Genomic DNA, 12,992 nt, shown 5'->3' on the forward strand with positions numbered 1-12,992 from the left:
ATATCAATGTTTTTATTGAATTTTCTCTCCTGCGAATGAATATTCGACTTGTCTATTAAAAATTCTTTTGATAGATTATAAGGAGTGTGTTGTTTTTGCAAGATAATAAAATATTTAGGGGGAATAGCATGGCTTTATTGGAAACAATCGTAGGCTTTCTAAATGATCTTTTATGGACGTACATTTTGATTGCCGCATTAATTATTCTAGGTCTATATTTTAGTTTTAAAAGCAAGTTTGTCCAATTAAGATATTTTAGTGAAATGTTCAGAATATTGGGCGATAAAGCAATGATATCTGCTGAAGGCAAAAGAGGAATATCATCTTTTCAAGCCTTCACTATAAGTGCAGCCTCCCGTGTTGGTACAGGTAATATTGCCGGCGTAGCAACTGCGATTGCTGCAGGTGGACCTGGCGCTGTCTTCTGGATGTGGCTTATCGCATTTATTGGGGGAGCTTCAAGCTTCATTGAAAGTACTCTTGCGCAGATTTACAAAGTCAAAGATAAAGATGGTTTCCGCGGTGGACCTGCCTACTATATGGAAAAAGGACTTAATAAACGCTGGATGGGAATAATCTTTGCAATCATCATTACTTTCTGTTTCGGATTGGTTTTTAACTCTGTCCAATCGAACACCATCTCTTTAGCGTTTAATGAAGCGTTTGGCACAAGCCGTCTAACCATCGGAATTGTACTGGCGGTATTAACGGCGGCTATCATTTTCGGTGGTGTTAAACGGATTGCGTATGTATCTCAAGTCGTTGTGCCAATCATGGCAGTTATATATTTAGTTGTTGCTATTGTGATTGTCATCATGAATATTACTGAAATTCCAAATCTGGTAAGCAGCATAGTGAAAGGGGCATTCGGAATTGATCAGGCTGCAGGAGGAGCAATGGGTGCAGCTGTGATGATGGGTATTAAAAGAGGTTTATTTTCAAATGAAGCAGGTATGGGTAGTGTACCAAATGCCGCGGCAACAGCAGCCGTTTCCCATCCTGTAAAACAAGGACTGATCCAAACCCTTGGAGTATTTGTGGATACGATCTTAATCTGTTCTGCTACCGCGTTTATTATCCTGTTATCAGGTGATTATGCGAATTCAGATCTTACTGGCATAGAATTGACTCAGGCAGCTCTTAGCACACATGTTGGATCATGGGCACCTATTTTTATTGCAATTGCTATTTTCCTATTTGCCTTTACTTCGGTTATTGGAAATTATTATTACGGAGAAACCAATATTGAATTTATTAAAGAGAGCCGCACTGCCTTGTTTACTTATCGCATTGCTGTAATCGGTATGGTCATCTTCGGATCTGTAGTTGATCTTGCCATCGTTTGGAGCCTTGCTGATTTATTCATGGGCTTAATGGCGATTATTAACTTTATAGCGATTATATTGCTTGCTAAAGTTGCTTATGCCGCTTTGAATGATTATAAGGCACAGAGGAAAGAAGGAAAAGACCCTGTGTTTTATGCTGATTCTATCCCAGGTCTAAAAGGGATTGAATCCTGGGAAACAAAAGAAAGTGCTTTAAAAAAAGCAGCTAAATAATTTAGAACTCACAGCCTCTTATCCTTAGGATAGGAGGTTTTTTGTGATTTTACATGTTATTTCCAAAACTGGGTAAGATAATAAAAAAATAGGGAGGATACGTAAATGAAGAAGGAATTGCTTTTTGCGTTTGCGGCTTTCTTTTTTATGTCTTTATCCGCTATAACCGGTGTATATGCAGGTGAACAAGAACAAAAGACTGTAACGCTGTCGAAAGATAAAGTGGATGTTACCGGTGATAATAAGGCAGACACTATCTATATTAAAGGTGTCTATTATGAGGAGGGCGCTTCATTTTTAAAGGAGATTTCACTTGAAGTTAAGGCCTCAGACGGTAATACGTATAATGCGGAGCTTGAAGGTGGATATGAACCTCAAATACAGTTTGAAGATTTAAACCGTGATTCCATCAAAGATATGTATATTAGTATTCCAACTGGCGGAAGCGGAGGGCTGTCAAATTTTTATTTATATACCTTAAAGGACTTTAAGATGGTTGACCTCTCTGTTCCAGATCCTTTAGTTATCAATAGTCAATTTGAAAATGGCTACAAAGCGAATATCAGCATCCAGGATACAAAACAATCGTATACGTTCGATTTACGGGACAGGAGTGAAGAGTATGAACGGCTCGGTCTGTATGTTAACGGCAAGCTTAGCGAGCCAACGGAGCTTATGGTAAATCCATATAGCACTTTGAAGATCATCCCTGTTGAAGGGAAAAAGGGATTAATGGGAATTCAGAGAATAAGCGGGGCATATAATGCAGATACCATTGCCTTTGTAGAGTCCTTTTGGCTGTATGAAGATGGGATATGGAATTTAAAAGACACCAAAGTGATGAAAATGAATTCCCGTAAGCGTTAGTGACTGGGCATTTGTCACGTTTCTATATGGCTCCCATATACTGGGCATAAGGAAATTTGTATAGGGGGCCTTCATGTGAGCAAATTTAATCCATCTAAGCTGTTGGTAAAATATTTGCCTCCTGCGACGGAATTCAGACCCGTAGACAGCAGGAAATATACACTTACACACTCAGATGCAACCGGGGAGTTATTTTTGGCAATAGGCGGATGCTATGATTTTAGTGCCATTAATCCTAAATTCCGTGATGAAGTTTTTGCTGAATGGATACCGCAAATGGGGCAGTATGTTCTGAGTGGGAGGGTGTATATCAGCAGCGGGGAATTTGATCATCAATACTCAAAAATAAGGTTTCTCATTTTCCAGAAAGAATTAGATCTGGCGCTGACAGCCATGGTCTATGGTGACCGGTCATTTTATTCCAACTATCCATGGCTGCTTGATTCGCCAATCTTTATATACTTTGAATCTGTTTATCCGGAATTCAGCAAGCTGATTTATTATGGGACACCCAGAAAGTATTTAACTGCCGCACTGCTGCCAGTGTGAAAAGTATTTAGGAAACATATGTTCTAATGGCGTCAAAACGCATTTATTAATATAAAACACTGTACTAAATATCAAAACAATGGAGCGATCGAAATGAAAAAGGAACCAGAGAATACATTTGAATTAAGTTATGAATCTGATGGGAAAATGGGTGAAAAAGAAAATAACAATGGAAAGGAAAATAAAGATCAGGCAGAAATATTCTTTAATAGTACACAGGATAGTGAATAAGTTCAGATAAAGGTTGGCATAAAAATATTATGTAAACTAGATAAGTTAAATATAAAATATAAGAGGGGTTTATAAATCTTCAAAAATATCCCTTAAATAAGGATTAAACTAATATCAGCTGGAGCATCAGAACATAAAACCAGGAATTTTAGTGTAAATGAAACTGGCTTTAAATAAATTCAGCTAAAATTCATTTCAAAATTCTACAAATGTAAATTAAACAAGCAGAATTAATTTGATGAAAAATTTAATGCTGTCTCACTATCTTAAGTATACTTTGATAATGAGACAGTGTTTTTATTCCATTTTATTACTTCCTATAATATATATTATGTTCGGGGCGTTTTAAGAAAATATAAGAATAAAGCAGCATCTGCTACTCTACCCTGTTCTTATAGCTGCTGTTTTTTATTTTCTCCAGATTGATAAAACGTACACTGTATTCAATAACATCATTAATAAAGAGTCCATGGTTGTTAGCGAAATCTTTAACTTTTTCTAATAAGACCTTATCGTAGGTTGTCTTGTATTGAACTCGATCCTTCGGCCGAGTTTTTTTATCATATGAAATAAAATCCTGATTCAAGACTTCCTGAAGTCCGTTTTCAAGCAAATAGTTAATATGAGTGTCATGGTCTGCTGATAGAGTTTCTAATTGATTCAGTATAGTTTTACTGATATTTGTCCGGAATTTTACTCTTGACTCATCAGTTTTTTGAATTAACTTGCCATTTACTAATTCCCACATTATTAAGCCCGCCTCCTGTTAAATGGCTACTTTTTATTTAAAGTCGAATGTATCAGCATATTTGCCTTCTTTTGTGATTCCAAGTGCTCAACAGCATCATTATATAGAATATTTGCAAGCAAAGGAAGATAGGTTTTTCCTTTTACCCATACTCGATATATGAGGTTTCCCGAGCTGCTCACCTCAATAGTTATTTCGCTTCTTAATTTCCAATTTTGAAAAACAGTTAGTAAGCCTTTGGCAAATGTTTGGCTAGCTGTTGTAATATTCATCACATACCCTTTTTTCTGCACCCAGCCATCTCCATCTATTACGCCTCTTATAAAAGAAGGCATATATTCTTCTGGAACTTTGGGAAATGGAACAATCAATGATTTATTTGATGTAATACCTAACGCTAACAAATCATTTTTTATTTTTTTTGAATTAATGACTAATGTCGGAGTTGCTTTATTTTTTCCTGCAGGTGCCAGGATATAGTCTGCTTCCATATACTTTGCTGCTAATCTTAATGTATCTTCATTTTTTTGAGTTAGAGTTATTGTGTTTATAGTTTTATTTATACACCCGTCTGTAATTATTAATCCCAGGACCCAAGCCATTTCATGAGACCATGTCTTAAAGAAACCCTCGTTAACCCTATTCTTTCTGGGCTGTCCAGATGAACGGCTTCGATTCATTTCTATGTTATGTTTATATAGTACATTGCGAATGGCTCTGTCGCTTAAACCTATGGTTTTTGTCATTTCCTTAAAACTCATTCCGCTTTTGTACATATTTATGATCTGTTCATCATCAATATCAGGATTTCGAATTTTAAACCCCTCCTTATTATCTCCCATTATAACAAACATATGTTCTTGTTGGTTGAAAAAAATAAAAAACGCCCACAAAATTGTGGGCATTTCCATCTATTGCTTCTTCTTCTCAAAACCAAGCTCATCTGCCATTTCAGTGAGTGCTGACAGGTTTTGGTTCTTAAAAGCATTGTTCATATTTGATTTGCTCATGATTTGCTGCATAGGATGCATATTGGCGTTGTGGTTTCGGTTTCGTGTAAAAGCTACCGCTGCTGTGCTCAGCACTACACTGATCAGCGATCCCCACAGCCATCCCCAGTTGCTCTTTCTTTTTACGCCAAACATATTCATCATTGGCCTGCGCATATTCCCCATATTATTGAAAAGCGCTGAAATCCAGTTATTCAACTGCAAGCACTCCCTTATTTATAACCGATTTTGAAAGAGACGTTTTCTCTTCCGGTTCTTAATTTTCACTTAGTGGAATGCAAATATGCTGGCAATTTTTTTGATGGTCCACTCAGCTCCAGTTAAACAAATACTTCTTGAATACCCAGCAAAAATCAGCAGACTAATCACATATAAAAGTTGAAAAAAGCCAAAATACACGTGTGATTTATTAATAATATAGAAAGCAGGTAAGACAATGACAGTTGGAACTCAAGTAAAACAAGCTATTGCAGGGTTAAAAAGTGCACAGGCAAGCCTTGAAACCTTTGCTCTTGCAACCGATAATCAAAATGCTAAGCAGCTGTACCAAAGCGCTGCCCAGCAGACGCAATCCATCATTGATAGCCTTGAACCAAGGCTTCAGGAGATTCAGAAAGAAGAACCTCAATATAATCAATAAAGCAAATGGCTCGCTTTTGCCAGCCGCGTTTAAATAAAAACTCTTATGAATGGTGTGATTTTCCCGATGACCATTGCTTCTGATGTCAGTCAATGTCTTGCAGCAATACGTTCTATTGAAGCGCAATTATCCAGCCTTGCATTAACTTCAATGGACGAAGAAGCTAAACGTCTTTTTCATGAATCTATGCTGGAGATAAGCACAATAAAAAGTGATCTGGAAAACAGAAAAAAGGTTATTGAGTTAGAGGAGCCTCAATATAAACCAAATTAATCAAATATGGAGATGAAATTATGCCAGAGTGGCTGCTGATTGGTGCTCGTTCTATATTGTTCGTAGGTGTTCTATTCGTTATTACTAAACTGATTGGGAAAAAACAAATTTCTGAGCTTTCATTTTTTGAATATGTATCAGGCATTACCATCGGGAGTATAGCCGGTGAGATTATTATGGGATTAGATAACCACTGGGCCAGCGGAATACTATCCATTATGATTTTTGGTCTTGTAACATTATTTGCTGATATGCTCGCTCTGAAAAGCAAAAGCTTCCGTGATTTTTTTGAAGGAAAAGGAACAATATTTATTAAAGATGGGAAAATATTAGAAGACAACTTAAAAAAGGAACGATACTCCATAGATGACTTATCCTCTTTGCTCCGACAAAAAAATGTCTTTAAGGCAGCCGATGTGGAGTTCGCAGTTCTGGAGCCTCGCGGCGACCTTAGCATTATGCTGAAGAAGGAAAACCAGCCGCTCACTCCAAAAGATCTTCAATTGAACTTGCCTCAGGAAAAAGAACCGCAAACGGTTATTATGGATGGTAACATTCTAAACGATCCATTGGCCGGATCAGGAAAAAACAAAAAATGGCTGAAAGCTGAGATAGAGAAATTAGGCCTCACTCAGGAAAATATTTTTTTAGGACAAATTGATTCTTTGGGTGACTTAACTGTGGATGTATATGATGATTCAATTAAGGTTTCTGCACCCCAACAGCGTCCTCTGCTTCTGGCCATGATTAAGAAGTGTGCAGCGGATCTGGAGATATTTTCATTGCAGACTGATTCAAAAAGTGCACAGAAAATGTATGAAAGAAATACTGAAAAGCTGAATCAAATTATTCAGAAACTGGCTCCGTACCTAAAGTAATCCATCGCCTTCCCTCCTTCGTTCTTCCAACCATCAAAAAACAAACACCAGACATTTGGTGTTTGTTTTTAACAGGTTCCTTTTCCTTCGTTCTTCCATACTGCCTTTTGCATAATTAGAGCTGCAATCGCTATTATTGCAACGAAAAGTAAGCTTACGAAAAAACCAAACCTAATTGATTTTTCAAGTAATGTCCCGCTGACCGCAGCAAGGATCAGGATCAGTCCAAAAATGGCAAGGAGCTTGCCAAATAATTTATTCTCTAAAATCCGCAGCGCCGAAATAATGATGAAAGACCAATTAAATAAAATCATGATCCCTGCTGCAGTGGTAATGTATTCATAGATTTTTCCCGGCAAAAGCAGCGCAGTTATAATGGACGCTATTAAACCCGCTGTAGCAAGTGCCAGCGATGGCAGCGGCAGGTCCTTCCACTTTTTTATCTTTTTTGAAAAAAGATTTGGTGCATCGCCATCATTTGCTAGGGTAACCAGCAATGATGTTACTCCAAACAGTGAAGCTGTCATGGTAGAGAAGCCGGCAATGATGATGGCTGCATTAAAAACGTGCGGGAAAAAGTCCAGGTTATAATGTTCCATGGCAGTCACAAACGGACTTTCTTTTTCATTAAATTCCCCATGTGAAGCCATGTATACGGCTAAGCCAAGTGAAATGACATAAATGATGACCAGCACGATCAGCATGATAATGCCGGCTTTGGGAGCATCTTCTTTCTTTTTCAACCTGGTAGCCATCAGCCCGATGACTTCAATTCCTCCGTATGCATAGAAAGCATAAATTAAAGATGACCAAAATCCTTTAAAGCCCTCAGGAAACCAGTCCCCTGCAGAACCTGGGAATCCCGGATGAGTAACATCTCCGTCCATTACACCGGTTAAAGCTGCAAAAGCCAGGATGATGAACATGATGATGGCTGCAGTCTTAATAACTGCAAAGAGGTTTTCTGCCTTATCAAAGCCTTTGCTTCCTGTTAGGACGACAATAATCGAAAGAATAGCATAGCACGCTGCAAAAATCCAAAGCGGGACATGCGGCAGCCAAAATCTTGTTAAGATGGATAGAGCGGTTAACTGGCTCCCCATAATTAATATATTTGAGCACCAGTAATTCCAGCCGCAGCTAAATCCTGCCCACTTCCCATACGCTTTATTGGCATAATAGCAGAAAGATCCTTCCTGCGGGTCTTCTGCTGTCATTTTAGCTAAAAGATTATAGACTATATAAGTTCCGATAGCCGCTAATATAAATGAAAATACAATGGCTGGTCCTGTAATCTTGATTCCAATGGCAGACCCAAGAAAAAATCCGGTCCCGATGGTGCAGCCCACACCAATCAGTGATAATTGCCACCATTTTAAATCACCTGATTCACTACCTTTCGAGGAATTGCCGCTTGGAAGAAAAAAATCCATGATGTACCTCCCTCATTGCGTCGCATACTGGCAGAAAAATAAGCCGATTCAGCTGCTGATCGGCTTCCGTTTCGATGCCACATGGAAAATTGCCAAAAAACCTTATTTCTTTTTCTCGGAACTGTCGCTCTTTAATCCTGTTACAGTTCTGAACAGTTGAGTGTGCATGCTTCCCTGGACGATATCCTCAAGGAAAAATTGCTCGATCAGTTTTTTGTATTCCTCATCTTCGAACATCTTTTTGTTTTGCAGCTCCATCTCTGCCAGACCCTCATATGTGGAAAGAAAAGCATATGTATGATCATCGCCTGATATGGGTGATAATAATTCGACTTTATGCTGGTAATTTTCGTTACGGTAATTTTGTATCATTCTGAGATTTTTCAGAGCTTCAACAAAGTTATCCTGTTTTAATTGAAAAGACTGATAAACAAAAACTGACATGATAATCCCCTTCCCAAGAGTTTAAGAGCGTTTTAGTTGAATTCAATGCTATTTTACAGATTTAAATTCCAGGTAGCTTAATGAAATATATTGGAGTGGCACTCCCTGGAGGAGTTCAGTTTGATTTCCTTCCTGTATAGTTTGTTATGTTTTTCAGAAAATATTCTTTGCTGTTTTTCGGAAGCTTTCTTTATGAAAAAGTTCCCTTTTATTGATTTTTTTTTCTGATTTTTTATTCGGAGGAGTGCTAAGAATATCGAAGGGGCAAATGTCCCGTGAAAAATTATTAGGAGGCTGATTATATGCATACAGTTCAACATGGTGTACAGCAGGCAGGTCAAGCGCGTCAGCTTGCACAGCAGCTCATTCAGCAGACACAGCAGGGAAGCAAGCAATACCTATGATGCTTCAGCAGGAACAGCAGAATATCCAAATGCTTGAACAGATTCTGCAGCGTGAGAAGCAGGCTGCTCAATTAATTGAACAAAGTCTGCATAGTCACGAGCTGGCAATTCAGCGATGCCAGGAAGTTGTAAATATCTGCAATCAAATGCAAGGGCAGCTCACCGGGCCTGAAATGACCACTCTCCAGCAGCCTTTTAATAATCAGTTTCAGACTGGATCCCAATATAATTATGCAGGCACTTTTCGCCAGCAATAAATGAAAAAACAGCCCGATTAATTCGGGCTGTTACAACTTTACACCATAACTTTGCAGATATCATTCGTAAATTCCACAGGGTCGCTGATTGGCAGGCCTTCAATCAGCAAAGCCTGATTATATAGGAGGTTTGTATAGAGACTTAACTTTTCCTTATCATTTTCCATAGCATTTTTTAAGGCCTGGAACACTTCATGGCTTGAATTGATTTCCAGTACCTTGTTCGCTTTTACATTTTGATTGTCAGGCATGCTGCTGAGGACCTTTTCCATTTCAATGGTGACTTCCCCATCTGCACTAAGGCAAACCGGATAGCTTTTAAGTCTTTTGGAAATCCGGACATCTGTCACTTTTCCTGATAAAATCTCCTTCATGGTGCTGAACAATTCCTTATGTTCTTTTTCTTCTGATTCGGATATCTTTTCTTCCTCATTCTCTATGCCGAGATCGCCGCTTGAGACTGACTTAAATTCCTTCTCTTTATAGGACATCAGCATTTTAATGGCGAACTCATCAATATCCTCTGTAAAGTACAGAATTTCATAACCCTTATCCGCCACCAGTTCGGCTTGTGGAAGCTTTTCGATTCTTTCGTATGACTCACCAGCAGCATAATAAATATATTTCTGGTCTTCCTTCATTCGGGATACATATTCATCAAGTGATACCAATTTCTTCTCTTGTGAAGAATAGAACATCAATAAATGCTGGAGTGTTTCTTTATGGGTTCCGAAATCACTGTAAACACCGTATTTTAATTGTCTTCCAAATGACTTGTAAAATTGTTCATATTTTTCCCGCTCATTTTTCATGAGACTTTGGAGCTCATTTTTAATTTTTTTGCTGATGTTTTTCGCAATAAGCTTCAGCTGGCGATCATGCTGGAGCATTTCCCTTGAGATGTTAAGGGATAAATCTTCAGAGTCCACCATCCCTTTGACAAAACTGAAATAATCAGGCAAAAGGTCTCCACACTTATTCATGATTAAAACGCCATTCGAATAAAGCTCCAGGCCTTTTTCGTATTCCTTTGAGTAATAATCAAATGGAATATTTTCAGGTATATATAAAATCGCATTATAGCGGATTGTTCCATCCACATTAATATGGATATGCTTTACCGGCTTGTCAAAGCCATAATGCTTTTCCTGATAGAATTTTTCGTAATCCTCGTCTGACAGTTCACTTTTATTTTTCCGCCAGATTGGGACCATGCTATTAATGGTCTGCTCTTCAATATTTTCCTCATACTCGTTTTCGGCATCACTTTTAGGCTTACTTACCTTAACATCCATTTTAATAGGATAGCGGATGAAATCAGAGTATTTTTTTATGATCGACTTTAAACGGTACTCCTCGAGGTATTCATCATAGCTTTCATCTTCCGTGTTTTCTTTAATTTTTAATATAATTTCAGTACCGACCGCGTCTTTTTCAAATGGTGCAATCGTATAACCATCAGCACCATGGGATTCCCATTTGTATGCTAGATCACTGCCAAGTGCTTTACTGATCACTGTTACAACATCTGCGACCATGAAAGCAGCATAAAACCCTACTCCGAATTGGCCAATAATATCATGCCCATCTTTAATCTCATTTTCTTTCTTAAATGCGAGAGATCCGCTTTTGGCGATGACACCCAGGTTGTTTTCCAGTTCTTCTTTAGTCATTCCAATGCCGGTATCTTTGATTGTTAATGTCCTGTTCTCTTTATCAGGAACGACTTTTATGTAGTAACTGTCTTTGTCAAACGTTAAAGAATCGTCTGTAAGTGCTTTGTAGTAGATCTTATCGATGGCATCACTGCTGTTGGAAATAAGCTCCCTCAGGAACACCTCTCTTTGAGAGTAAATGGAGTTAATCATCATTTCCAATAATCTCTTGGATTCTGCCTGAAACTGTTTTGTTTCCATGTTAGTCTCTCCCCTTACCATTCTTTATTGCATTAGCACTTAAACCTTAAGAGTGCTAAACAATATTTAAATATCATATTAGCTAATTTGTGTCAATTAGCTTGAACCTACTTTCTTTCTAAATGATTTCTTCCGCACATTCAACAAGATTGCGTATTGTCTCTTTTAATTGCCTCGACAGCTGTTCTGTAGTCCATTTCGCACTCTGATTGTCCAAATCTGATTGTATTAACAGCATCATCCAAACTGAAAAAACAGCTGAAAATAAGTAATATTCCTGTTTGAATTTTACCCTGTCAGGAACAGAGATTTGGGTTTCTTCGCAATAACAGTCCAGAATCTTATTTCGTAAAGTATGGTCATCAGGCTTAGGGAAGCCCGGATGTGACATATCGATTAAATGAAATAAATCCCAATTAGGTATGTTTAAGTGGCAATGTTCCCAGTCCAGAACCACCGTCTTACCGCCCGCATACCCAAAATTCCCCTGGTGCAAATCCCCATGGCAAAGAACCTTCGCAGCGGAAAAGGATTTAGAGGTACATGCGCTGAAAAGGATGCTTTCTAATCGTTCAGAAATGTTATGTAACCTGAAAATAGTAAAAACCTTCTCTTTGTTCTGCAGAATATGGTTTGCCATTTCCTCAATAGCCGTTTTAGGACCAATCAGCTCTGTATTGGAAAACCGCTCAGCGGGCAAAGAGTGCCATTTGGCCATTAGAGCAGTTAGTTCCAGTGCAATAGTAGAATCAAAAGTATGAGTGATGTTGCCAAGATCCTCTAAAATAATCCAATTATTGCTTAGTTTATCTTGAACGGAGGACGAAAGGATTTTTGGATACTTTAGCGGGAGTTCTGCCAGTATATTTTCGAAAATCCACACTTCTTTTCCCAGCTGTGTATTGTTTGTCAGGGGCTTGAAAATATAGCTTTTGGTCTCATCAATAAAAAAGCGCTCGACAAACCGGCCGTTTGAGCCCTGATATAAATTCTCTCTTCTTAAAATGTAACGGTCATTTAGTGTCCCGTTTGCAGTCACAATATTAGTAAACAAGCTTTCGTTCCCCCTTATAGGAATCCTGCCTAACAATATATATAAAACGGCTTTTAAAAATAATACTTCTTTACACAAAAAAAGTACCCTCAGAGAGGATACTATTTACAGCAAACTGAATTCGTAGCCATTTCCCCTAATCTCAGCAATTAACTCAGGCAGGGCTTCTACAGTCTGGCTTAATTCATGCAAAAGAATGATTGCTCCGTCTTCCAGGTTCTCTAGAACATTTGTGATAATTTGTTCAGGGTCTTTTTTGAGCTCCCAGTCCATGGACGAGATTCTCCACAATATGGTGGAGAGCCCGAGCTCTTTGGCTGCAGCAATGGTATGTTCATTATACTGTCCAAATGGGGGCCTGAATAGCTTCACATCTTGGCCCGTGATGGATTCAATCTTTAATTTGCTTCTCCTTAGATCCTGGATTTGTTCATTTGGAGTTAATTTTACATAATTGGAATGCTTTGAAGAGTGCGTTCCTAACTGATGGCCTTCTTCAAGAACTCTTTTCCACGGACGCCCGGGGTATAAAAGCCTTGATTGCCAGAAGAAAACAGCTGGAACCTTTTCTTTCTTCAATATATCCAATAGTTCCGGAAGAACTCTTGCCGGCCCATCGTCAAAAGTCAGTGTTACTGTTTTCTTCAATGGATAACCGGCATTAAATAACTTGATGTCAGGGTCGTTCGAAACGTACACGACGTTCGAGCTATCCACAACTCATGGACA

At 38.4% G+C, this 12,992-nt stretch carries 15 protein-coding genes and 1 pseudogene; 8 read left to right on the forward strand and 8 right to left on the reverse strand.

Annotated features, from left to right (window positions below; translation table 11 throughout):
• Positions 1-128 precede the first annotated feature (128 nt).
• From NAF01_RS11155 to NAF01_RS11170, 4 genes are all read left to right on the forward strand, one after another.
• A complete protein-coding gene (locus tag NAF01_RS11155) occupies positions 129-1,559 on the forward strand; it encodes an alanine/glycine:cation symporter family protein (RefSeq protein ID WP_250802292.1) in 1,431 nt (476 codons plus the stop codon).
• 105 nt (positions 1,560-1,664) lie between these two features.
• Entirely contained in the window at positions 1,665-2,426 is a 762-nt protein-coding gene (locus NAF01_RS11160; RefSeq protein ID WP_197245988.1) for a hypothetical protein, read from the forward strand.
• Positions 2,427-2,501: 75 nt separating this feature from the next.
• Complete coding sequence (locus NAF01_RS11165) at positions 2,502-2,975, forward strand: staygreen family protein (protein ID WP_250802293.1); 474 nt, start codon at positions 2,502-2,504, stop codon at positions 2,973-2,975.
• Between the two features lie 93 nt (positions 2,976-3,068).
• A complete protein-coding gene (locus NAF01_RS11170; RefSeq protein ID WP_200870074.1) occupies positions 3,069-3,206 on the forward strand; it encodes a hypothetical protein in 138 nt (45 codons plus the stop codon).
• 376 nt (positions 3,207-3,582) lie between these two features.
• Here the strand turns inward: NAF01_RS11170 and NAF01_RS11175 are convergent, their stop codons facing one another.
• From NAF01_RS11175 to NAF01_RS11185, 3 genes are read right to left on the reverse strand one after another with little or no spacing between them, the layout of a single operon-like run.
• Entirely contained in the window at positions 3,583-3,954 is a 372-nt protein-coding gene (locus NAF01_RS11175; protein WP_163145032.1) for an rRNA methyltransferase, read from the reverse strand.
• Positions 3,955-3,980: 26 nt separating this feature from the next.
• Positions 3,981-4,865 carry an LAGLIDADG family homing endonuclease gene (locus NAF01_RS11180; protein WP_222501104.1) on the reverse strand — a complete coding sequence of 295 codons (885 nt, stop codon included), beginning with the start codon at positions 4,863-4,865 and terminating at the stop codon, positions 3,981-3,983.
• Positions 4,866-5,162: a hypothetical protein gene (locus tag NAF01_RS11185; protein WP_053071363.1), complete on the reverse strand. Its 297-nt coding sequence runs from the start codon at positions 5,160-5,162 to the stop codon at positions 4,866-4,868.
• Between the two features lie 238 nt (positions 5,163-5,400).
• Between NAF01_RS11185 and NAF01_RS11190 the strand changes: the two genes are divergently transcribed.
• The 3 genes from NAF01_RS11190 to NAF01_RS11200 all read left to right on the forward strand — a co-directional run bounded on the left by NAF01_RS11190 (position 5,401) and on the right by NAF01_RS11200 (position 6,755).
• Positions 5,401-5,604: a DUF1657 domain-containing protein gene (locus NAF01_RS11190; RefSeq protein WP_048010071.1), complete on the forward strand. Its 204-nt coding sequence runs from the start codon at positions 5,401-5,403 to the stop codon at positions 5,602-5,604.
• A 66-nt stretch (positions 5,605-5,670) separates the two neighbouring features.
• Positions 5,671-5,877 carry a DUF1657 domain-containing protein gene (locus NAF01_RS11195; RefSeq protein WP_222501103.1) on the forward strand — a complete coding sequence of 69 codons (207 nt, stop codon included), beginning with the start codon at positions 5,671-5,673 and terminating at the stop codon, positions 5,875-5,877.
• A 20-nt stretch (positions 5,878-5,897) separates the two neighbouring features.
• Complete coding sequence (locus tag NAF01_RS11200) at positions 5,898-6,755, forward strand: DUF421 domain-containing protein (RefSeq protein ID WP_250802294.1); 858 nt, start codon at positions 5,898-5,900, stop codon at positions 6,753-6,755.
• Positions 6,756-6,823: 68 nt separating this feature from the next.
• Here the strand turns inward: NAF01_RS11200 and NAF01_RS11205 are convergent, their stop codons facing one another.
• Entirely contained in the window at positions 6,824-8,188 is a 1,365-nt protein-coding gene (locus tag NAF01_RS11205) for an amino acid permease (protein WP_250802295.1), read from the reverse strand.
• Between the two features lie 102 nt (positions 8,189-8,290).
• The gene (locus NAF01_RS11210; protein ID WP_048010067.1) at positions 8,291-8,632 is read right to left on the reverse strand and encodes a hypothetical protein; all 342 of its coding nucleotides are present in this window, start codon (positions 8,630-8,632) and stop codon (positions 8,291-8,293) included.
• Positions 8,633-8,934: 302 nt separating this feature from the next.
• Between NAF01_RS11210 and NAF01_RS11215 the strand changes: the two are divergent.
• A pseudogene (locus NAF01_RS11215) lies at positions 8,935-9,293 on the forward strand (hypothetical protein).
• A 38-nt stretch (positions 9,294-9,331) separates the two neighbouring features.
• Here the strand turns inward: NAF01_RS11215 and htpG are convergent.
• The 3 genes from htpG to NAF01_RS11230 form a co-directional block, all read right to left on the reverse strand.
• Positions 9,332-11,209, reverse strand: a complete 1,878-nt coding sequence (gene htpG / locus NAF01_RS11220; protein WP_250802296.1) for a molecular chaperone HtpG — start codon at positions 11,207-11,209, stop codon at positions 9,332-9,334.
• Between the two features lie 118 nt (positions 11,210-11,327).
• A complete protein-coding gene (locus tag NAF01_RS11225; RefSeq protein WP_250802297.1) occupies positions 11,328-12,263 on the reverse strand; it encodes a phosphotransferase family protein in 936 nt (311 codons plus the stop codon).
• A gap of 105 nt (positions 12,264-12,368) precedes the next feature.
• Entirely contained in the window at positions 12,369-12,911 is a 543-nt protein-coding gene (locus NAF01_RS11230; RefSeq protein WP_250802298.1) for a polysaccharide deacetylase family protein, read from the reverse strand.
• Between the last annotated feature and the right edge of the window lie 81 nt (positions 12,912-12,992).

The organism is Cytobacillus firmus, from assembly GCF_023657595.1.
GTDB classification, from domain to species: Bacteria; Bacillota; Bacilli; order Bacillales; family Cytobacillaceae; genus Cytobacillus; species Cytobacillus firmus_B.